The 23,318-nt window shown below is 44.7% G+C and carries 17 protein-coding genes; 14 read left to right on the top strand and 3 right to left on the bottom strand.

The genetic code is table 11. The annotated features are described in order from the left end of the window. Window positions 1–53 precede the first annotated feature (53 nt). The 3 genes from BQ9856_RS04610 to prfA all read left to right on the top strand — a co-directional run bounded on the left by BQ9856_RS04610 (window position 54) and on the right by prfA (window position 3,009). Entirely contained in the window at window positions 54–998 is a 945-nt protein-coding gene (locus BQ9856_RS04610; RefSeq protein ID WP_077609921.1) for a DUF1385 domain-containing protein, read from the top strand. Continuing rightward, complete coding sequence (gene prmC, locus BQ9856_RS04605; RefSeq protein ID WP_139348647.1) at window positions 995–1,861, top strand: peptide chain release factor N(5)-glutamine methyltransferase; 867 nt, start codon at window positions 995–997, stop codon at window positions 1,859–1,861. Before BQ9856_RS04610 ends, prmC begins: the two co-directional genes overlap by 4 nt. Window positions 1,862–1,935: 74 nt before the next feature. Further along, a complete protein-coding gene (gene prfA / locus BQ9856_RS04600; RefSeq protein ID WP_077609920.1) occupies window positions 1,936–3,009 on the top strand; it encodes a peptide chain release factor 1 in 1,074 nt (357 codons plus the stop codon). Window positions 3,010–3,514: 505 nt separating this feature from the next. Here prfA and BQ9856_RS04595 read toward each other — a convergent pair. Together BQ9856_RS04595 and BQ9856_RS04590 are read right to left on the bottom strand one after the other, a co-directional pair. Beyond that, window positions 3,515–4,192, bottom strand: coding sequence for a GntR family transcriptional regulator (locus BQ9856_RS04595; protein WP_077609919.1), 678 nt, complete (start codon window positions 4,190–4,192; stop codon window positions 3,515–3,517). 101 nt (window positions 4,193–4,293) lie between these two features. After that, window positions 4,294–5,310, bottom strand: a complete 1,017-nt coding sequence (locus tag BQ9856_RS04590) for a zinc-binding alcohol dehydrogenase family protein (RefSeq protein WP_077609918.1) — start codon at window positions 5,308–5,310, stop codon at window positions 4,294–4,296. 267 nt (window positions 5,311–5,577) lie between these two features. On the opposite strand from BQ9856_RS04590, the gene BQ9856_RS04585 reads away from it, so the two are divergent. The 5 genes from BQ9856_RS04585 to BQ9856_RS04565 are packed head-to-tail and all read left to right on the top strand — an operon-like array spanning window position 5,578 to window position 11,214. Then, window positions 5,578–6,600: a TRAP transporter substrate-binding protein gene (locus BQ9856_RS04585; RefSeq protein ID WP_077609917.1), complete on the top strand. Its 1,023-nt coding sequence runs from the start codon at window positions 5,578–5,580 to the stop codon at window positions 6,598–6,600. Window positions 6,601–6,610: 10 nt separating this feature from the next. Next, window positions 6,611–7,201 (top strand): TRAP transporter small permease, encoded by a 591-nt coding sequence (locus tag BQ9856_RS04580; protein ID WP_077609916.1) that lies wholly within the window; start codon window positions 6,611–6,613, stop codon window positions 7,199–7,201. 2 nt (window positions 7,202–7,203) lie between these two features. Next, window positions 7,204–8,487: a TRAP transporter large permease gene (locus BQ9856_RS04575; protein ID WP_077609915.1), complete on the top strand. Its 1,284-nt coding sequence runs from the start codon at window positions 7,204–7,206 to the stop codon at window positions 8,485–8,487. Window positions 8,488–8,512: 25 nt separating this feature from the next. Then, on the top strand, window positions 8,513–9,586 hold the full coding sequence (gene uxuA / locus BQ9856_RS04570; protein ID WP_077609914.1) for a mannonate dehydratase: 1,074 nt from the start codon (window positions 8,513–8,515) through the stop codon (window positions 9,584–9,586). A gap of 14 nt (window positions 9,587–9,600) precedes the next feature. Continuing rightward, window positions 9,601–11,214 (top strand): mannitol dehydrogenase family protein, encoded by a 1,614-nt coding sequence (locus BQ9856_RS04565; RefSeq protein WP_077609913.1) that lies wholly within the window; start codon window positions 9,601–9,603, stop codon window positions 11,212–11,214. Window positions 11,215–11,287: 73 nt separating this feature from the next. Here the strand turns inward: BQ9856_RS04565 and BQ9856_RS04560 are convergent, their stop codons facing one another. Beyond that, window positions 11,288–12,568 carry an L-cysteine desulfidase family protein gene (locus BQ9856_RS04560; RefSeq protein WP_442855482.1) on the bottom strand — a complete coding sequence of 427 codons (1,281 nt, stop codon included), beginning with the start codon at window positions 12,566–12,568 and terminating at the stop codon, window positions 11,288–11,290. A gap of 163 nt (window positions 12,569–12,731) precedes the next feature. Between BQ9856_RS04560 and BQ9856_RS04555 the strand changes: the two genes are divergently transcribed. From BQ9856_RS04555 to BQ9856_RS04530, 6 genes are all read left to right on the top strand, one after another. Continuing rightward, a complete protein-coding gene (locus tag BQ9856_RS04555; RefSeq protein WP_077609911.1) occupies window positions 12,732–13,628 on the top strand; it encodes a LysR family transcriptional regulator in 897 nt (298 codons plus the stop codon). Between the two features lie 421 nt (window positions 13,629–14,049). Continuing rightward, complete coding sequence (locus tag BQ9856_RS04550; protein WP_077609910.1) at window positions 14,050–15,033, top strand: hypothetical protein; 984 nt, start codon at window positions 14,050–14,052, stop codon at window positions 15,031–15,033. Next, a complete protein-coding gene (locus BQ9856_RS04545; protein WP_077609909.1) occupies window positions 15,030–17,306 on the top strand; it encodes a DUF6273 domain-containing protein in 2,277 nt (758 codons plus the stop codon). The genes BQ9856_RS04550 and BQ9856_RS04545 overlap by 4 nt, the downstream gene beginning before the upstream one ends. A gap of 57 nt (window positions 17,307–17,363) precedes the next feature. Beyond that, a complete protein-coding gene (locus BQ9856_RS04540; protein ID WP_077609908.1) occupies window positions 17,364–21,491 on the top strand; it encodes a hypothetical protein in 4,128 nt (1,375 codons plus the stop codon). A gap of 420 nt (window positions 21,492–21,911) precedes the next feature. Further along, window positions 21,912–22,541, top strand: coding sequence for a hypothetical protein (locus BQ9856_RS04535; protein ID WP_077609907.1), 630 nt, complete (start codon window positions 21,912–21,914; stop codon window positions 22,539–22,541). Window positions 22,542–22,582: 41 nt separating this feature from the next. Next, a complete protein-coding gene (locus BQ9856_RS04530) occupies window positions 22,583–23,317 on the top strand; it encodes a hypothetical protein (protein ID WP_077609906.1) in 735 nt (244 codons plus the stop codon). The last annotated feature ends 1 nt before the right edge of the window (window position 23,318 follow it).

The raw sequence follows: 23,318 nt of genomic DNA, 5'->3' as shown, positions 1-23,318 counted from the left end.
AAGTAGCGAAGCGGATTGCGAATATCCGCTTGACTAGAGAGGTGGTTTGGCGTATGAAGTATTCAGGAATCGGCGGTCAGGCCGTGATTGAAGGCGTTATGATGAAAAATGGGGATGAGTATGCCACCGCTGTCCGGAAGCCGGACGGAACGATCGAAGTAAAAAAAGATACTTATGTCAGCATGGGAGAAAAGGTGAAATTCTTTTCCCTTCCTTTTATCAGGGGAATATTCAGCTTTGTGGATTCTATGGTCCTTGGTATGAAGGCACTGACGTTTTCTGCCAGCTTTTTTGAGGATGACGAGGAGGACATGGAGCCTTCCGGATTCGAAAAGTTATTAGAGCGGTTATTCGGGGAAAAAACGGAAAAGGCTTTGATGAGCATTGTAATGGTGTTTTCCGTGGTGATGGCTATCTGCATTTTTATGGTATTCCCCATGTTTCTTGCCAATATATTCCACCGTTTTATAAAATCTCAAACGGTTATGGCAATTCTTGAAGGATTTATCCGGATCGGAATCTTTATTGCCTATATCAAGCTGGTTTCACGCATGGAAGATATCCGCCGGACCTTTATGTATCATGGAGCGGAACACAAGTGCATCAATTGTCTGGAGCACGGGCTGGAACTGAATGTGGAAAATGTGCGCAGCAGTTCCAAGGAGCATAAGCGCTGCGGAACAAGCTTTCTTTTGATCGTCATGATTATCAGCATTCTGTTTTTCATGGTGGTGAGAGTGAAGACATTGCCCTTACGGATCTTGAGCAGGATCGTGCTGATTCCGGTAATCGCCGGGGTATCCTATGAATTCTTACGCCTGGCCGGGCGCAGTGATTCTAAGCTGGTGGATTTGTTAAGCCGTCCGGGCATGTGGATGCAGGGGCTGACCACCAAGGAACCCGATGACGCCATGATTGAAGTGGGCATTGCCTCTGTAGAGGCTGTGTTTGACTGGAGAACATTTCTTAACAGGAACTTCCCGGAGAATAAAGCATGAATCTGACATTGCAGCTTTTATTTGAGGAAGGAACGGAAAAGCTTTTAAGGGCAGGGATTGAGGAGGCTTCTCTTGATTCTAAATATCTGCTTTTTCAGGCGTTTCATACGGATATGACACATTTTCTCATTGACAGGAACAGGAAGCTTTTGGATGAGGAATCCGCTTTCCGAGCCGTAGCGGAATACCGTTCCATGCTTGAAAAGCGGTCAAAAAGGATACCGCTTCAGCAGATCACAGGAAGCTGTGAATTCATGGGACTGGAATTTTATGTGAATGAATATGTGCTGATCCCCAGGCAGGATACGGAAACGCTTGTGGAACTGGTTTTAAAGGATTATAAGGGAAGGAAGCCGGAGGTCCTGGATATATGCACCGGCAGCGGCTGCATAGCCGTAAGCCTGGCTCTGCTTGGGGGATTTGACCATGTGACTGCGGCCGATATATCGCCGGAGGCTCTTAAGGTGGCGGAACGGAATGTAAATCATCTGATGGAAGTGGATAAGGTCACACTTGTAGAGAGTGATTTGTTTGCCTCCATGAAAAAAAGCAGAAAATTTGATGTGATTGTGTCAAATCCTCCCTACATTCCGACTAAGATAATAGAGGGGCTGCAGCCGGAGGTCCGGGACTATGAACCAATACTGGCTCTTGATGGTAAGGAAGACGGGCTGTATTTTTATAGAAGGCTGGCATTGGAATGCGGCTGTTATTTAAACCCGGGCGGGGCGGTTTATTTTGAAATCGGCTATGACCAGGGAGAGGCGGTGAGCGGACTTTTAAAGGATGCCGGCTTTAAAGAAATCCGGGTGGTAAAGGATGCGGCCGGACTGGACCGTGTGGTATGCGCCGTCTCTGTTTAAGTATGGGCGACAGCCCTGGCATGATTTCATTAATGAAGGCAAGCGTGAGCGCGCCTGAATTCAGGAGGTTACCGATGTTTGATCGATTAGATGATATTTTAATTCATTATGAAGAATTGATGCAGGAGCTTAACAATCCTTCCGTAACAGAGGATCAGAACCGCTTTCGGAGGCTGATGAAGGAGCAGGCGGATTTGGCGGAGCTTGTAGAGGCTTATACGCAGTATAAGAAGGCAAAGCAGACCGTAGAGGATAGTCTGGCTCTTCTGGAGGAAGAGAGCGACGAAGAAATGAGGGAAATGGCAAAGGAGGAATTATCCGATGCCAAAAAGCAGATTGAGGAGCTGGAGCAGGAGCTTAAGATCCTTTTATTGCCTAAGGATCCCAATGATGACAAGAACATTATCCTGGAGATCCGTGCCGGGGCAGGCGGAGATGAGGCAGCACTGTTTGCTTCTGAGCTTTACCGCATGTATGTGAATTATGCGGAGGGTCAGCACTGGAAAGTAGAGTTGATCAGTGTAAATGAAAATGGGATCGGCGGTTTTAAGGAAGTGGTAGCCATGATTACGGGCAAGGGCGCTTATTCCAAGATGAAATATGAAAGCGGTGTTCACCGTGTGCAGCGTGTTCCGGAGACCGAGAGCGGCGGAAGGATCCATACCTCTACGGCTACCGTAGCAGTTATGCCTGAGGCGGAAGAGGTGGATGTTGTCATTGATGATAAGGATGTAAGAATTGATGTCATGCGTGCTTCCGGAAACGGCGGACAGTGCGTTAATACCACTGACTCAGCCGTTCGTCTGACCCATATTCCAACCGGAATCGTAATTTACAGCCAGACGGAGAAATCCCAGCTTCAGAATAAGGAAAAGGCATTCCGCTTGCTGCGTTCCAAGCTGTATGACATTGAGCTGGAAAAAAGGCAGAATTCGGAAGCGGAAGAAAGAAGAAGCCAGATTGGTACGGGAGACCGTTCCGAAAAGATCCGGACCTATAATTTTCCGCAGGGCCGTGTGACGGACCACAGAATCAAGCTGACCCTTTATAAGATCGATTCCATCATGAATGGTGACATTCAGGAACTTTTGGATTCGCTTATTGCGGCGGATCAGGCCGAAAAGCTTGCAAAAATGAATGAGAATTAAAGGGAATTCTGGAGTATTTTGGAATTTTTTGACGGGGGTACAAAGAGTGGAAATGCCCAATATAGAGCATTTTGCTTAATATATTAATGAAAAAGCTTCTAAAATAGTATAGGGATGACGAAATTAGTTCATGTACTTGTAATATTTCAAATATTTGTTATAATATACTTAATAAAGGCAATCGCCACAGGGTGGTTGACCAAATAGAAAAGTGAAAAACCTTCCTGACTGGCCAAAGTACAGGGAAGGTTTTTTAGCTTATTGACATATCAAGAAGATGAATGTCAGTAGTGCCAAGATGAACATGCCAAAAGACATCAAGTCCTTAAAGTCAAAATTCTTCATAAGCAACACCTCCATTCTATGTAGAATAGAGGTCAACTACCCCGTACACGATTGCCAGCAGTTGGTATCTGCTAATATAATTATATGATAGCAGATCGAAGAATACAAGTATATTTTTAGCGGTAAACCATTTACCAGGGCCGGTTTGCATGTAAGTGTGTTAACGGATAAAATAATCGGGATAAAGGGCCAGCAGCTCCGATTTTTCCATGCGGTGTCTGGTTAAATGCCTTGTCATTAAAATCTCTGCCAGCTCCCCGTCTTTTCGTTCAATCGCATACAGAATGTTCTCGTGATCCTCGACCGTCTTGGTCGGTTTGGTTGATTTAAGAGAAAGGGCCCTGAGCCGGTCAAAATGTACCATTTGGGAATGGATGATTTCAAAGGTCCGCGCTTTGTTTACGGATTGAAAAATCAGCTTGTGGAAGTTATCGTCCAATTGAAAGAGCTTCCCGGAGTCATCATTTTCCAGACAGAATTTTTGCTGGTTTAAATTATCCTTTAATTGTTTCAGATACAAAGGGCTTATTTCTTCACATGCGAGTTTTAAAACCGCATTTTCTAAGACAAGCCGCATAAACCTGGCCTCTTCGATCAGGTCATAGTCTATTTTAGAGATGCAGCTTCCCCGCTGAGGCAATATTTCAACCAGTCCGGTTTTACTGAGTTCGATCAGGGCCTCGCGTACAGGGGTTCTCGAAAGGTTTAAGCCGGAAGATAATTCGTTTTCACTGACAATACTGCCAGGTACAAGCTCTAAGTTGATAATGTTATATAAAAGAACCCGAATAGCGAAATTCCGGGCATTTTCTGCAGGTGCTCGATCTAATAATTTCATAAAAACCTCACTTATTACAAACTTAACATTCGGTAGTATACAAGATGATGTACTTAGTATACTACCGAATGTTAAGTTTATCTATAGTTTTTATCCAGAAATTAAAAAGTTAAAACTATTTTACGGATAGATGGATCATGGCTGGTTGCAAAGTCAAAGGCTTCCTGGGCTTTGTCAAGGGGAAACGTATGGGAAACGGAATTTGAAAGATCCAGTTTTCCGGCTTTTATCAATTCAATTGCTTTTCCAAACATCCGATTCTGCAATCGGGAGCCTCTGACATCAAGCTCCTTCGACGTGATTAAAAATTGGTTGACCTCGGCTGCGGACGTTGAAAATCCCATGGTTATGACCCGGCCTGCGTTGCCAGTTGCATTCAGCAGATTCATCAGGGAGTCCTTTGTACAGGCAGCATCTATCGATACCGTGGAACCATGGCCATTGGTGTATTCTCTTACTTTTTCAGTCAGATTTTCTCTTGATACGTTTATGGTGTGATTTGCACCGTTTTTCATTGCATCCTTGAGTTTTTCATCAACAACATCGGCTACCAATATGTTGCTGCAAATTAACCGCGCAATTTTCAGAATCGTGCTTCCAAGAGCTCCTGATCCGTAAATCAGCAGCATATCATCGGTTCCAAGTCCGGCTCTGGTACAGGACTGAATTGCAATTGTAGTGGGCTCGATCATAACGGCATCGTTATCTGAAAGAGAATCAGGAAGGACGTAGCAGTCAGATTCCGGCACAGCAATATATTCTCTGTAACCGCCGTCAATATGGACCCCCCGGACTTTTAAGTCATCACATACATTCCCTCTCCCAATTCTGCAAGGGTAACAGTGTCCGCAGCTGGTAACCTGATTGATGATAACCCGGTCACCGGGCTTAAGTGCGGTTACGTTTGAAGCTGTCTTTTCGACATGACCGACCATTTCATGGCCAATGATTCTCGGATATGTTGCAGCGGCATTGGTGCCGGAGTAAATGCCGACATCTGAGCCGCATATACCTGCAGCGGTCATTTTGATCAGAACATTATTTTTATCATCAATTTGCGGCTTTTCCATATCAATGATCTTTAGTTGACCGGGTTTTATAATTTGTACTGCTTTCATAATAGTAACAGATCCTTTCTTGGTTATTTTCGGATAACTTACATACAAGTATGGTGAATCATTTGCTTTAAAAAGTCAAGAGTCTTTTGCGTAATTTTAATAAAAAGGTTAAAGTGCATAAAAATGGAATGTTAAAATTGTATAATATTACATATTGAATATTATTTATAGATATACTACCATACAAGATGAGATATGCACGAAACGATTTGTGCAGAGAATTTACATAGTAAGAATATTAACGATGATGATTAGGAGGGTTTCATTATGAGGATGAAACGATTTTTGAAGCGGGGATCCTGCATTTTTGCTTCTTTGGTCCTGCTTTGTTCCTTGTCCGGATGTTCGGGACAGAATGGCAGCATGAATAAGGGGAAGCTGGTAAAAATTGCTGTCTGTGTTTCAAGCCAGACACCTGCGGCAACGGCGTTAAGAGAGGTATTTAAGCCGAGAATTGAGGAATTGACCAATGGAAAGTATGACATCCAGATCTATGATTCCGGAGTTTTGGGCAGTGAAAAGGTAACTTATGATTATACCAGAAATGGGATCATCGAGATGTGCGTGGTAGGGACCCCGATGTGGTCGGAAACACCTGCAATGGCGATACCGGATTTTCCGTTTGTTTTTCGGGATGTTGAGCATGCAAGAAAATGTTATCAGGGAGAATTGGGGGATTACATTAAAAATGAAATTGAAAAAGATCAGCCGATTGAGCTGACCGCATGGTTCCCAAATGGCGCGAGGGCATTTTCTTCCAATAAAAAGCTGGAGAGCCTCGACGATTTTAAAGGACAAAAGTTAAGGATGCCAAATAATCCGATTCATGTAAAACTGGCCGAGAGCCTGGGGGCCAATGTAGTCATCATGGATATGGGAGAGGTCTTTACGGCGCTGGAGCAGGGAGTTGCAGACGGACAGGATAATCCCCTTTCTACGGTGAAGAATGAAGGCTGGTATGAGGTTCAGAACTATATTTATAACACAAATCACATTGTGGCATCCTTAGAGCTTTTTGCAGGGGATGAATTTTGGGACAGCATGGATGACGGGGACCGGGAGATTTTCAGACAGGTTTCAAAGGAAACCTCTGATTATGCATGGGACAGCTATATGGAGCAGCTTACAAGTGACAGGCAGTTCATGGCTGATCATGGATTAAAGGTTCATGATTTAACAGAAGAAGAGCGGGCTGCCATGAAGGAGAAGATTAAGCCGGTTTACGATTATCTGGATGAAAAATATGATTGGGCGGAAGACATCAGAAATATGATTGATGATATTAAATGAGGAGAACGCAATGGGAAGAACGATTGACAGGTTATTTAAAGGAATCGATATTTTTACCGGTATTCTTACCGGGCTTATGGTGTTTTTTGTATTTTTGAATGTAGTACTCCGTACTTTTTTTAACTCCGGACTTACATGGTCGGAGGAACTGGCAAGATATTTATTTGTATATGTAACCTACATAGGTGCGGTCAGTGCAATGCGTTCTAATGCACATATGAGCGTTGATACCCTGCTGTCCAGGGTGTCCGCTAAAATGCAGATGAAGTTATATATCATTTCCCAGGCACTTATTGCGGTCATTATGTGCATACTGGTCCGGGGCTCAGTTAAAATGGTTCTGCAAAATACCCAGGCCAGAACAGCGGCGTTAAACATTCCTTATTCCGTGTTGTACTTCAGCGGGATTGTGACGGGGATTGCGATTGCGGTGTTAGGGATCTGCAATATTATTTATGCCTTAAAAAATCCGGACCGGATATCAAGGATTGTTGCGTCTCATACCGAGGAGGATGAAGCGGCAGCGGAGGCTATGGAGAATATGGAAAATCTGTCAGATGAAGAATATGCAAAACGTCTGAATGAACGGGGAGGTAAATAAGTATGACATTAGGAATATTTCTGGCATCACTGGTAGGAGGGATCGCGATCGGTCTTCCGATCTGTTTTGCTCTTTTATTCAGCGGCGTCTGTATGATGCTTTATATGAACGGGTTCAATTCCCAGATCCTTTCCCAGAATTTGTTTTCCGGTGCGGATTCCTTTTCCATGATGGCGGTTCCCTTTTTCATTCTTGCAGGAGAGTTTATGAACCGGGGCGGCATCACAAAGCGGATCGTAAACGCAGCGAATGCGATCGTGGGACATGTAAGAGGAGGACTTGGATATGTTTCCATTCTGGCTATCCTGCTGTTTGCCAGCATGGTTGGCTCGGCGGTTGCGTCTACAGCAGCGCTTGGTGCAATCTTAATTCCGATGATGGTGAAGGCAGGGTACAACCGGGATAAATGTACGGGACTGATCGCAGCCGGTAATATTCTATCGCCCATTATGCCGCCGTCTGTGCCAATGATTATTTTTGGGGTCCAGGCCGGTGTTTCCGTAACAAGCCTGTTTATGGCCGGAATTGCGCCGGCAGTATACCTGGCCTCCGCCTTGTGCGTGATCTGGTTCGTTGTTGCCAAAAAGGAAAATCTTGATACCGCACCGCGCCAGAGTAAAAAACAGATTTTAAAATCTCTGGTTGACGGTTTTTGGGCTCTTTTGCTTCCGGTCTTTATTTTAATCGGATTAAGAAGCGGTAAATTTACTCCCACAGAAGCCGGGGTAATTACGGCTGTCTATGCACTGATAATCGGATTATTTGTATACCGGGAGTTAAAAATCCGTATGCTGATGGACTGCCTGGTTTCTGCAGCAAGGTCTTCTTCTGTCATTATGTTTTTAGCTGCAGCGGCAATGGTATCCTCGTGGCTGATGACGGTAGCAAATATTCCCTCCATTGTTACAGGAATTCTGACACCATTTATTGGGCATCCTGTAATATTGATGCTTGTCATTTGTGTAATTGTCCTTTTGGTCGGTACTTCTATGGATGTAACACCTACGATTATGATTCTGACTCCGGTATTGCTTCCTGCGGTAAAACAGGCCGGAATCGATATCGTTTATTTTGGCGTGGTCTTTATATTGTGTACGGTTTTGGGTTTATTAACGCCTCCGGTCGGTACCGTATTGAATGTTGCGTGCAGTGCTGGTAAAATTAACATGGAGAGAATTGTAAAAGCAGTATGGCCATTTTTACTGGCAGAGATTTTCATATTGCTGTTCCTGATTTTCTTTCCGGCGCTTATCACGGTACCTACGGCATTTTTCATGGGCAGTTAATAAAAATTAAAGGAGGAATTTTATTATGGATATGACATTACGGTGGTACGGACCAGGATATGACAGTGTTTCACTCGAAAAGATCAGACAGATCCCGGGAGTGAAGGGCGTAGTCACGACTCTTATGGGGAAACAGGCAGGAGAAGTCTGGACGGCTGAGGAAATTAAAGATCTTAAAAAGGCCGTTGAGGAATCGGGTCTTACCATTATGGGAATTGAATCGGTGAATATTTCTGATGATATCAAAATTGGTACAGAAAAGCGGGAAGAGCATATTGCGAATTACATTACTACGCTTGAAAATCTGGGAAAAGCGGATATTCATATGGTATGCTACAACTTTATGCCGGTTTTTGACTGGACCCGTACTGATCTTGCAAGAAAGAGGCCGGATGGTTCTGCCGTGCTGGCTTATAATCAGGATGTGGTGGATAAAATCGACCCGGAGCATATGAGAGAATCCATGGAGAAGATGTCCAACGGTTTTGTCATGCCGGGCTGGGAGCCGGAAAGGCTGGACCGGTTAAAAAATCTGTTTGAGGCATATAAGGATGTTGATGACGAAAAACTGTTTCATAACCTGGTATATTTTTTAGAAGCAATTGGAGAGGTTTGTGAAAAATATGACATTAAGATGGGCATTCATCCGGATGATCCGGCCTGGCCGATCTTTGGCTTGCCGAGAATTATCCGTAATAAGGAGAACATTATGAAGCTGCTGAAGGCGGTGGATAAGCCATATAATGGAATTACGTTATGCACAGGCTCCCTGGGTTCTGATCCGCAAAATGATATTTGTGATATCATAAGGGCTGCAAAAGGAAGAATACCGTTTGCCCATGTAAGAAACTTAAAGTATAATAGTGACAGGGATTTTGAGGAGGCAGCCCATCTTTCGTCTGATGGGTCCATGGACATGCATGCAATTATGAGGGCTCTGTATGACACAGGCTTTGACGGGGTTATCCGTCCGGACCATGGAAGAATGATCTGGGAAGAGGTTGCGATGCCCGGATATGGCCTTTATGACAGGGCGCTGGGAGCAGTTTATCTGCAGGGGCTATGGGAGGCCATTGAGAAAGAATCTAAGAACAGATAAGGAGCATTGATTCTATGAAATTAACATTAGAGGGATTAAAAGACAAGGAATTATGGGAAGATTCCGGCATCAGCCTTCCGTCATACGACATGGAACAGGTAGCAGAGGCAACAAAGAAAGCGCCGGTCTGGGTCCATTTTGGCGCCGGTAATATTTTCCGTATCTTTATTGGGGGAATCGCAGATACCCTGATCGCCTGCGGTGAAAGTTCAAAAGGGATCACCTGTGTGGAAACGTTTGATTTTGATGTGATTGATAAGATCTACAAGCCGTATGATAATCTGGTTCTTGGGGTTACCTTAAATGCTGACGGCTCCACAGACAAGAAAGTGATCGGGTCTCTGACAGAGGCAATAAAAGCCCAGTCATCTGTGGCATCTGAATGGAACCGTCTGAAGGAAATTTTCGTAAATCCGGGTTTACAGATGATCTCCTTCACAATAACGGAAAAGGGCTATGCGTTAAAAGGAGCGGAAGGAAATTATTTTCCGTTTATTCAGGCGGATATTGAGAATGGCCCTGAAAAAGCTGTTTCAGCGATGGCAGTTGTATGCGCACTCTTAAATGAAAGATATAAGGCTGGAAAAGCACCTCTGGCTGCCGTATCCATGGATAACTGTTCCCACAATGGTGAAAAGCTGCAGAAATCGATTGTTGCCATTGCGGAGGAATGGTATAAAAAAGGATTTGTTGAAGCCGGATTCGTGGATTATTTAAAAGATGAGAGAACAATTTCTTTTCCGTGGTCCATGATTGATAAGATCACGCCCCGCCCGGCAGATTCTGTGTGCAGGGAGCTGGAAAAGGCCGGTGTCGAAGCGATGGAGCCGGTCATTACCTCTAAGAAGACATACATTGCACCCTTTGTGAATGCAGAAGGGCCTCAGTATCTGGTTATAGAGGATAAGTTCCCCAATGGAAGACCGGCGCTTGAAAAAGCCGGCGTGTATATGACGGACCGTGAAACGGTTAACAAAGTGGAGCGAATGAAGGTAACTACCTGCTTAAACCCACTGCATACAGCACTGGCTGTTTATGGCTGTGTTCTGGGCTATACATTGATTGCAGATGAGATGAAAGATCCGGAGCTTAGCAGGCTGGTCCATGAAATCGGACCGGTTGAAGGAATGCCTGTAGTGACTGACCCGGGTATCCTTTCACCGCAGGATTTTGTTGACGAAGTGATTCATGTAAGGATTCCGAATCCATTCATGCCTGATACGCCGCAGCGCATTGCTACCGACACATCCCAGAAGGTCGGCATCCGCTATGGTGAAACCGTTAAGGCCTATGTGGCCAGGTATGGGGATGCTAAAAAATTAAAAGCGATTCCTTTGGCCATTGCCGGCTGGTGCAGATATCTGCTTGCCGTGGATGATGAAGGAAAACCATTTGAGCTTTCACCGGATCCCATGCTTGAGGAACTGACTGCCAAATTGGAAGGTATCCTGGTTGGAAAACCGGAAACATATAAGGGGCAGTTAAAGGAAATCTTATCCAATGAGAATATTTTTGGAGTCGATCTTTATAAAGCCGGGATCGGAGAACTGATCGAGAAGATGTTCTGCGAGCAGATCGCCGGTAAGGGAGCTGTGAGAGATTCACTGAAAAAGGAACTGGCTTTATAAGTATATTTATACAGCCTCTGCGGCCAGGGAACGGCTGCAGGGGCTGTTATCTTATGGATCGTTTTATTCATACCTATTCTCCTATCATAATTTTGATGATTTCCGCGTTGGTCTCCTTCATTCCCTCTTTCCCCAATCTGCCAACGTTTTTCAGCGTGGCCTCCACACCTTTGGTGACGATGCCGTCGCCGTCAAAAAACTGCTGACCCTGCCTGTACATGCTGTAACCGAATATTCCGGCATCAATGGAAGAAGCGATCTTTGCTGCACAGGAAGCCTTTGCCCCATCGCATACAATACCCGATACAATGGCAAGTGCATTGACAACGGTATGAATGACTTCCGTATACCCCCCTCCGCATAAGTAAGCAATTCCTGCTCCTGCCCCTGCTCCTGCATTAACCGCCCCGCAATAAGCGGATAATCTGCCAATGGGTGTTTTCTGGTGAATTGCGGTCAGATTGGACAAAGCCAGGGCCCGGTACAATTTTTCCCTGCTGACCTTTAATTCTTTTGCATATACAAGGACAGGTACGGAAACTGTGATGCCCTGATTGCCGCTTCCTGAATTTATGATGACCGGCAATTCACAGCCATTCATACGGGCATCCGAACCAGCCGCCGCCATGGCCTTTGCCTTCACAGCGACATCATTCACGGACGTCTCCAGAAGGACCTTGCCGATATTGGCCCCATAGCTGTTTTTAAGCCCTTCCTCTGCAATGGCCCAGTTATATTTAATCTGCCGGTCCAGGGTTTCCCAGATATCCGAAATGTCTACCGTATTGATAAAGTCCCAGATATCCTCCATATTGAGTAAATTCCGGTCGGTCAATGGCTGTTCTTCCATTGCTGCCTCCCGTTGCTGCAGTATGTTTCCGTTTTTTTCAATGAGAACGATATTGGTGTGAAAATTGGCAATGCGGACTTTGCTGTAAGATGAGCCTTTGTACAAGGTGACGAGAATGTCAAAGGTAAATCCGCTGTTAATGTGTTCGATCCTGACCTCCGTTTCTTCCATAAATTTTTTTATCTGGATGATCTGCCCGGGTGTGACCGATCCAATTACCTCCAGCTCTTTCTCAGGGTTTCCTGCCACAATACCCGCCGCCACTGCAGCGGAAATGCCTTTTAAATGGCCTGTGTTGGGGACGATCACGGATTTCACATTCTTTATAATGCTTCCGCTTACATCTACTGCCACTTTATCAGGCATTTCCCCCAGCGTTTTTCTGGCTACAGCCGCAGCATAGGCCAGAGCGATCGGTTCGGTGCATCCCATGGCAGGAATAAGCTCTTCTTTTAATATCTGCACAAAGGCACGATATTTCATATTCGCCTTTTCCATACTAATGTTAAGTCCTTTCTAAAGTATCATTGATCTTTCGGAAAATACTCTTCAATATGTATTGATTTCTGAATAACTTTAATGTAGCATAAAAATGCATGTATGTAAAATTTAATGTTTTTATAATAATGTTTAAAAATTTTAAATCAATAGAAGAAAGGGGATCGGGATGGAGCTTCGGGAAATAAAAACATTTTTAGAGGTGGCAAATCTGAAAAGCTTTTGCAAGGCAGCGGGGAAGCTGGGCTATTCCCAGGCAGCTGTTACGGTACAGATTAAGCAGCTGGAAAAGGAATTGAATGTTCACCTGTTTGACCGGATCGGGAAACAGACGACCCTGACTCATGAAGGAGAAATATTTTATGAATATGCCGCAGATGTCATTCGGGATCTTACTCATGCAAAAAATATTTTATCGGAGTCATCCGAGCTTACCGGAAGGCTGGTTATCGGGACCATCGAGTCCATCTGTGCATCGCTGTTTCCTCCTCTAATACAGGAATTTCACAAGCTTTATCCAAAGATCAATATAAGCATTGTCATTGATTCTCCCAGCACATTGCTTTCCATGATGAATCAGAATACCATTGATGTCGTGTATTTTCTTGATAAGCGGATGTACGATACGAAATGGGTGAAGGTGATGGAAAAGCCGGAAAGCATTATTTTCGCCGCATCAAAAGATCATCCCTATGCAAGGGAAACCGGTCTTAAAATTGATCAGGTTATTTCACAGCCCATGATTCTTACGGAAAGGGATGCCAGCTATCGGTTTATTTTAGAACAGTATCTGGCTGCTGATGAAAAAAGAGTACACCCTTTTTTGGAGATCGGCAATACAGAATTTATCGTCAAGCTGCTTCGTAATAACGCCGGAATCTCATTTCTTCCGGAGTTCACCATTCGAAGGGACATGGAAGAAGGATCTCTTACAGCCTTAAAAGTGGAGGATTTTCATTTGCAGACCTGGAGGCAGATCGTTTATCATAAAGATAAATGGATCAGCAGGGAGATGAAGGCTTTTATTGAGCTGGTTCAGAATATGGAACAGGATACTGTTTCTTAAGTTAAAAAAACCTTCCCGGACATTGCAATTGAGGAAGGTTTTTGACTTATTTAGAGCTTTCTGATGAAAAATTACATGAAGGGAAAGATGTAAATTGTGGTTTATATCAGTTGATATTTTCGAAAAGGCTATTGATTATTTTTATAAAATCGGGTATACTGAATTCAAGGTTTCGGTTTGTCTTTCATGCGAGCTTCTTTCGCAGGTCCGGCTTATGAATTCATTTTAGAGTGTTCTGTGATTTCGAAATGATCCCATTTTATGTTTTATAACTGGTTCGTTATTTTTTGTATCTAATATATTCTATTTATGCTTTTCAAATTTTCTAATTTCTTTTAATTATTCCACTATTACAAAATAAGTAAATTATTAATTCTATTTGCTTTATATATGCAATTTTTCTCGAAAAGGGGGGTCTGCTATGCAGCCTGGAAAAAAGTCTTTTCTTTTGCTTATTGTGATTTTTGCCGCCTTGCAAGGAATTCTTTATGGGGAAGGCAGAGTGGCGGCAGAGGAGAGGAAAGGAACAGATCCTGTTATTGTAACAGGGAAAGAGGAAGGGGAGGTGATAATAGAATCGGAAATTCCGTTTGAAGAACGGAGGGGGTATGCCCCGGCAGGGGAATACGTGAATCAGGCTGGAAAACAGCATTGGCTGAAGGATTGGCATTTGGAACCGTGCAGAATACCAGAACGCAGGGAGTCGGTGGAGAGTACCGCAATCTATGAGGGAGTGGAATGGGAGGGACAGATTCCAAAGCAGGCGGCCGTTACATTACGAGATAAGATGACCGGCCGACAGCTTCAAAAGGATTATCCTATTCTCCGAATGGAAGCTGTAAAGGAACGCTGGCTTTCTGATTTTACCTTTACCGCGGTATTCCATTCCTATGGTGCGGATTACTATCAATTGGGAACAAAGAAAATTCCGTTTAACAGCCATAAACCGGAGCTGAAAGACTGCGGTCAGGAACTTTTAGAGGAAATTGGAGCAGAGCCTGAAAAATATCGGGTTCTCGATGCAGTCTGGCAGGGTGATCCTTATTTCGATGAAAATGGAAATTTTTGCAGAGATGCGGCGGTTACAGGGGAAAAGAAAGTGGCTGACTATTATGTGACTTATGGAGGAGAAATGGTGTTCCCGGAGGCGGATGGAGTGAGATGCGTGGCCGTTTACCGGGGATTTGATTCCGTGACCGATGGATGGGATCCAGCAGAAGAGCGGCCAGTGGAACTTAAGAATTTTTCTGCAGGCACGGAAGAGAAGAAAGGAAAATGGCTGGTTATACGAAAAAGTGTGGTGGTAACGCTATCTGTTTTATTTGCAGGGGGTGTAATTGTCTTATTCATTACCCTGGTGCGGAGAGCCTGCCGTAAGAAGAAAAAGGAAGGAGTTAAAGCATGAGATATATTTCTGATAAGGGGAGGTTGGCCGGACTGATTCTGATGGTAATGGCCCTGACATGCCATTTTCCAGGTATGGAGGTAAATGCCGGATATACAAAGGAAAATGGACGTTGGAAGAAGGTGGAAGCAGATTGGTATTACTATGATGAAAATGGCTTAATGAAAAACGGATGGATATGTACGGGCGGATATTGGTATTTTTTAAATCCGGATATTAATGGAGTAAATGGCAAGATGATGACCGGCTGGCAATGGATTGATGGGCGCTGTTATTATCTGGCTGATCATCCGGGGGACAATTATCCGGAAGGGGCAATGTACAGAAATGAGCTGACTCCGGATGGGTACTTTGTAGATGCTTCAGGGGCCTGGGTTTATGAGGCTGGTATCGTTAAAATTCCCGGAAAAGGCATTCAGACGGCTGTATCCCGAAAGGCGGCATCGGTTGACAGAAGAATTTCCGGGGGAGGTTCCGGAGGGGGAGGCAGCCATAAGGAGAGTACGAAGATAAATAATGATTCAGATAATCCTTATCCAGAAGTAAAAGAATCGGAAGCCGAGCCAGATTTGCCTAAGCCTGGGGATTCCTCCGGAGGTACGGAGGTGTCGGCTGACCAGGCGGAGCCGTTTGCGTACACGATACGCTATATGGATATTTCAGATAAAACAATACTCCACGTAGTGAACGGCATAGGAACTGAAGGGGAAACAATTGTTATTACACAGCCGGATATTGTGGGCTATGAACTTTGCGGAGGGCAGAGGGAAAGTTTTGATCTGTCCTGCGACAATATGATCCTGAACGTTTATTACGAGAAAGAATGCCCTGCTTCTCCCTCTGAGGCTAAGAAAGTTGACTGGAATCTGTATTTTATCGAACAGGGAAAGCCATACAAAGAAATATTCAAGGCCCAGCAGGGACGGACAGAAGAAGGAAGGCCGCTTGTGGTCGATTTTCCTGAAACAATTATAGGAACGGACCGGTATTATTATCATTCTATTGTCTCCAGTCCATGGAGTGTCATTGTGAACGGCAATGGAGTCCAGAAATACTATATTGAGTACCAAAAAGGAGAAAGCCTGCAGGAAGAGGCTGATCCGGATGAAGAAGCAAAGGAAAAGCTTAAGAAATGGCTGGAAATTGCAATGGAGGCTGATTTTAAGCTTACAGGAGTTGAGCCGTCAGGCCAACAGATTATAACTGAAAGACTGGACGAAAGCAACGAAAGACTGCGGAACCTGATTTCTATGGCTGGCAGCACAGGCCGCCAGGAAGTCTATCTCATTGCAAAGGGGTATACGCCCAATGCCATGATTGTAAGCCAGACTTTCCGGGACGTTAAGAATATATCCGAGCTGGTCAGGGATGAATTTACGATAGCAGGTGAACGGTATACGGTGTTGCTTGTGGGGTTTTTAAAAACCTGTGAAGAAAATACTTGCAGCCATGATTATGAAATTACAGATAAAGTCAATGCCGAATGTATGAAAAACGGCCATGAAACAGTCAGATGCAGAAAATGTGGAAGGGAGGAAACGTATGATTTGCCGGCAACAGGACATACGGATGCAGATCATGACGGTTATTGCGACATCTGTTATGAACCGGCAGATGAAGAGCCGGAATCCATTCATTATAACATAGGTGATGTACAGGCCCGGACCATTGGAGAGAAAATTTATTTATTCCGCTGTATTGATGATGATTATGAGGACGCCATGGATAACAGCACGCAGACAGCGCTGTTTCTCTGTGACAGCGTTATAAGATCGGACATTGACGGCGTATCTAAGAAGTTAACGTTTGGGTCTGATAATAATTATAAGTATTCCAATATCCGGGAGTGGCTTCGTAATAACGCTGTAGATGACCGGTTTGTTCGTAAAAACTATATAGGAATCACCAAATCATACATTGGTGCAACAGGAAAGGGAACGTATGAGCAGTTAAACGACAACGACCTTACGGGGCTGGATCGGATGTTCCAGCTCCTGCAGGATAAAGTTTTTATTTTGTCGGTGGATGAAGCACTTAAATACAGGGATTCCCTCTGGAAATTCAACGGGAGTGACACGAACAATCAGGAATCACAAATTTCCGCATATTCCAAGGGATATTATTTGCGTACTCCGCAAGAGAGCGGACCAGATGGTCCCCGGTATGGGGCTGGGATTTATACAGTCAATCTTGCAGACGGTAATATCCGGCCGGTTGATGTAATGGAAACGAGCATTGGTATCAGGCCTGCAATGGCAATTCCACAGGGATAATGAAAGGAGAAAGGAATATAAGAAAACGGGCCTGGTTCAATGAAGCAAGGAGGAAGAATGAGAAAAAGATTCATAAGGGAGACGGTATACGCATTGTGTACTGTTCTGGTAATGACGGCAACGCTGTCATGGGCAGTATATGCAGAAAACGGGAAAACCACAGGAAAAACAGTTCAAACAGCCACTGCCTCGGAGGCAGAACATGATACGGAAGCCAATAAGAAGGTGGGATCGGGTACAGAAAACGAAAAAGAAGAGGCTGCTGAAACCAACAGGGCCGTTTCCGGTTCTCTTGGGGATATATGGGATTCCTGGTCCGGAAAAACCAGCTTTGAATTCCTAAATGGGAACAATGGGGAGGGAACGGCAAAAAAACCTTTCCTCATAAAGAATAAGGAACAGCTCATGGGTCTTTCAGAGCTGGCAGCCATGGGGATGACGGTCCAGGACGCAGAAGGGGCAGATTATGCCGGTGACTATTCCGGTTGTTATTTCGCCCTTGGCGGTAACATCGACTTACAGGGGGTGGACTGGATTCCTATAGGCTTTTACCGGGATTCATCGGAAAGCGCAGGGGAAGTTCCTAATGCCTTCAGCGGTTATTTTGACGGAAATGGCTATGCCATTAAGAACTTAAAACTTACTTCCTTTGCCGGTTATAACAATGTGGGACTTTTCGGTTCCATAACCAATGCAGTGATCCAGGATGTGACCATGATCCCGGACAGCAGCGAGATCAAGGGAAATGACCGAACCGGGATTGTAGCCGGATGCGCATCGGATTCCAAGATCCGTGATGTAACCGTCAAAAACGCTTTTATACGTTCTACCGGAGTTTCCGGAGGAATTGCAGGAGAAATCAGCGGTACGGTCATTGAAAATGCAATTTGTGAAAAGGTGATGATTGATGCCGCAGGGGGAACAGATGTGATTTATGCCGGCGGAATCGCCGGGATCGCATCGGATTCCTATATCGTGGATTGTGAAGTTTCCACCGGGGATGGGACCACAGCAAGAATCCAGGGTACCGGTTACATAGGCGGGATCGTGGGATACCAAAATGCAACCGCCGTCTATAACACTCATGTAAGCGGGACCATCGGCGGTTATCATTCAGCAGCCATCGGCGGAATTACCGGAAGATATGCGGCCGGAAAGTTAAAGGTAGCACGCTTTGAGGGAACCATCGGAAATTCCCAGCTTGGGTCCATGGCAAGGGAGGGGACCTTTATCGGGACAAGACAGGGAGCTGCAACCAACTTTAATTACATGGATGATGTGGCTTACCTGTTTGCGGATTCCGAGAGTAAGATCAGTGCCACCGTATGCGGATCGGAGATCATCGACGATAACGATTATACCTATGCCGCCCATGTGGGCTACTGGCATTCCGGGGATCTTTATTATACCTTGGTTCAGGGAGGGACCAAAAAGACCATATCAGACCGGTATTTCTATGAAGAGTTAGAGGACGGTATCCTGGATGTCATGGCTGAGGACATAGGGGAGAGCCTTCCCCGCCTTACCGGGCATTATAATCTGGACCATTTTGCCCCTAATTCCCTGGGCCGTCCCGTAAGAGGGTATCTGCTGACTGTGAATCAGATCGACACGGTAGCAAATGGACGGAACTTTTATGATATTGCTACCCTGGAGGTAAGGGGAAGCTCCCAGTATTCAAAGTCACTTGATAAGGGGAGCCGGGGAGCCATTGCAGCCGGGACAACGGTCAGCATCACTACGGCCCCGAAGAATACGGATACGGAAAAGTATCAGATGGAAGGCACTCCAACCTATACCAATGGAAAAGGGATAAAAAGGAGTACCACCTATTCCGACAGCAGCCATGCTTATACTTTTACTATGCCCCAGGAAGATATTTCCGTATCAGCGGTCTATAAAAAGGTGGCTGTGTCCATCAAGGCAGAACCTGAAGCCTATTCCTTAGCAGTAACACAGACCAGAACCGGAAACCGGAAGAATCCGGTAAAGACTACAGAGATCAGGAACAAGGAAGGAAAGCTCATTGCCCGTTACATAAACGGGGCGTTGGAGCAGGGAACCCAGGTGCAGCCGGTGAATATCGCGGCCGTTATAGATGCCAATAACGACGTAGAGGATGGGCGTGTGAAATGGAGTATTGACGATCCGGAACTCATAAGTCTTGCTGCCAATGATGACGAGGAAGCAGACGGCTATACGGCCAAATCTGCCACTCTATCCGTAAACCTCGGGGCTTCCTTCTTTATAAGCATCATTGAAGATGCAGAAAAGAAACAGGCGGATGAGAATTACCGGTATAAGATCCCGAACACGATTTACGGGGCCGGGCATCAGAACGGCGGCATTGCGGTACTGACGGCACAAACCAGGCCCTCCGCTTCCTTTGAGGGAAAACCATGTACGGCAAACAGCCGGATCAATGTAACGTTCCAGATCATAGATAATACCTTTGTGGCAACGGAAGGAGCCGTCCTTGATAAACAGGCTCTTAACCTTACCGTGACAAGGACCCTGTCCGGAGACCGGACAGCACCGGCTGAAAAGGTGACGGTGACAGCTCCCCAGTCTTTGACAGCAACCTTTATCCCGGATTTCTTCTCAAAGGACGAAGTAACCTGGACAAGTTCGGACACGGCGGTGGCCTTAGTATCCCAGGATCAGGAAGCTTACCGGGAAGTATCGGTTTCAGCTTTAAGGGATGCAAAGTGGATACGGGATATCATTGCCACTGATGATGGAATCCGGAGCAATGATGAGTATGCAGAGGTTTCCGGAAACGGTTGCAGGGATGTTACGATCACTGTAAACGGAAAGGACAGGCTTGGGAACCAGGCTTCGGCCACATGTCAGGTAACGGTAAAATTCGTTACCAATGACCAGACAAGGATCGTACCGGAAGGGATTACCCTGGATAAGACGGCACTTTTTTACAGCCTTGGTTATCAGAAGGCAGGGAATATCCATTCCGAAACGGTCAAAAAGACCGGCTTTGAAACAAGGAAGCTTTCTGCAGCCGTTCTTCCGGATATTGAAGATACAGCAGAACACAAACCCTATGACCGCAGCGTCCTGTGGACCTCTTCCGATCCGGAAGCGGTAACGGTGGATCCGGAAGGAAATGTGACTCCGGTCGATGGAGCATCATGGATCCAAGAAGCACTTTTAAAGGCACCGTACCGGGCTGAGAAGAGCGTGGAGATCACAGCAGTGACAAAGGACGGCCAGAAGGCCGCTGCCTGTAAGGTATTATTAACCTTCCAGGCAGAATGCATTGAAGCAGACCGGGAGAGCGAAAGCTTTGACCTGGTGCTTAGGAAAACCGGAAAACGAAGTAATCCGGTTCTTTCCTGGACCGGGATTGAGAGTAAAAAGTTTAACGCTTCCATCTATTCGGGAAGCCAGGAGAAAAAGAGTGTTTTATGGCATACCTCCGATCCCGGAATCCTTACGGTAGATCAGAATGGAAATGTGACCCCGGTAGTCTTAAATGAGAAACAGGAGGTCACGGCCGGCTGGATCAAGGAATCTGTGGGAAGATCCCCATATACCGGGGCTGTCACAGTGACGATCTATGCAGCTGCAAGTGACGGAAAAATGTCTGATCCGGTAATAGTAAAGCTTAATTTTAAAATTGTGGATGATACGACTTCAGGAAGTTCTTCAGGAGGCGGTGGCGGTTCTTCCGGCGGTGGAACCGGTGGACGTTCTGTGGGAGTGACAACAGCAGGGAATACCCAGGGGCCGGCAGCACCGGCTGGTGTCGTGACAGGGACCTGGACACAGACTGCAAACAGGAAATGGATCTTTGCGTCAAACCGTACTTATACGGACGAATGGGCTTATATCAGCAACCCATACGCAACCGGAATTCAGGAAAAAGCCTCCTGGTTTCGGTTCGATAAGGACGGATTTATGATGACTGGCTGGTATACGGATGCAGATGGGAATATCTATTACTTAAAGTCCCATTCCGATGGAACCCAGGGGCAGATGCTCACTGGCTGGCAGTACATACCCGGTGAAGCGGGGCACGCTGTAGAGGGGGCCTGGTATTACCTTAATCCGGTTTCTGATGGGACAAGAGGAAAGTTAATGACCGGAATGGTCATTGATGGACAGTATGAAGTGAATGAAAAAGGCCAGTGGGTACAGGGCGGGAAAGTGGTTACTGCAATGCGGTAGCTTCCGCCGGGCCGGAAGGCCATTGAACATTGATAACCGAAGATGTTTAACTGATAGAAAATGGTCAGAACACTGTATAAAGAAATATTAAAGTTTGTAAAAAGTACCAAAACATGTTATAATTACCATGGTAGATAATCTGCCGGGTGGTTTCCATCTCCGAAAGGAGGTGGTTGTTATCAGCACCTATGAGGAATTTATGATTATTATAAATGTTGCAGCGTTGATCGTTTCAATCCTTACATATGCGAATAACAATAACAAAGGTACAAAAAAATAACCACCCCGCCGACCAAGTGGTATGGTTATTTTTAAAAGAATAAATCATTAATTTGGAAGCCACTCTGTGGAGTTGGCTACCCTTTGTACCCTTAGAATAACACGAATTTGAAAATTTGTCAAATATGAGATTTTAAGGGAATGAGTATTAATATTACAGTGGATAAAATCAAAGAAACCAGTTATTGGTGTAAAGAATTGTGGGTTACAAATGATTATTATCACCAGAATGAAGAAGTAGTAAAACGGTTCCAAAGACCAGCGTATAAGGCAGGGCAGGTTATAGTACGTTGGATTCCTGTTTTGATTATTATGTGTATGGCAGTTCTATTCTTTGCGATAGGTCGTGTTGTTTATATCTATCCAAGTGAGCCGCCAGAACCCCAAAAAGTAATTTTTAATGAGATTATAAAACCAGCGTTTTTATCTTTTATTGGTATAGGTGTATTGCATTTTCCAATAGCATTATTATTGGGAATTAAGAGAGCTAAAAAGGACTTGGAACACGCTGCTGCAAGATCAAATGAGTTAAAACAGAGAATAGAGAGTGTTATTAAAGAAAAGATTGAAGTTATCAGTCTGATTCCTGAAAAATATCGTTATCCTTTAGCTACATCTTATCTTATAGAAGTAATTGAATGTGGGAGAGCAGATACAATGAAGGAAGTGTTAAACTTATATGAGGAACAATTGCATCGTTGGAGAATGGAAAATAAAATGGATGAGGTTCTGAAGAAGCAACAAAGCAATAATAACTTATTATGGGCATAACTTATAGTTAACAGTTTCAGATAGAAAGGGAGGACTTAAGTATGAAAAAGAAAATAATAGGGGCAATATTATCGACAGTACTTACTGTAACCATGGCAACGCCGGCATTTGCGGAAATTATCTGGACACAAGATGAGCTTCCTGCGGGATATACAACTAATGAGTGGGAAAATAAAAACTTTTTCCTAAATGCTGGAACAGCTATTAAAAAAGATAGTTACACATATTATCTAAAAGACTTACATGGAAACTTTATAAAGAATGCTGAAATTGCCGGTGGTTCAAAAACAGATGGTAATGGCATTATAGTTGATGCAAAAGGTCGTGTTTGCTCTTATGGGTCCGAGCAGAATGCAATTGATTACACTATTTCTCAACCATATGAAAGCCCATCATGGCATCAGGATTCAGAGAAATCGCAGAATGCAAATGGAATTAGTAATTATTGGTATGGAACTGGTACTGGTAGCCTTTATTTAAGCCACTGGTCTTGGTTAATGGTATCTCCAGATGGAAAGAAAGATGGTTTAAAGTATGCCTACTGCTTTAATGAATATGGTTACCTTTACACCAACACCATTACGCCGGATGGCTACATGGTCAATGAGTTGGGGCAACTCATGATTGATGGAAAGGTAAAAACTATAGATCCGAAAACAAACCCTGGTAATAAGTGGTATGGTTACGCTGATTTTCCAATAGGTGCTTTGGGCTATGACTATGACTCTTGTGGAAGGGCCGCCCAGCTTTGGGGAACACCAAATCCATTCTTTTAAA

Origin of the sequence: Clostridium sp. Marseille-P2415 (assembly GCF_900155545.1) — a bacterium.
In the GTDB taxonomy this organism is placed as follows: Bacteria; Bacillota; Clostridia; order Lachnospirales; family Lachnospiraceae; genus Lacrimispora.
The sequence above is the reverse complement of the archived record's forward strand: the minus strand, read 5'-3'. Positions and strand labels throughout refer to the sequence as shown.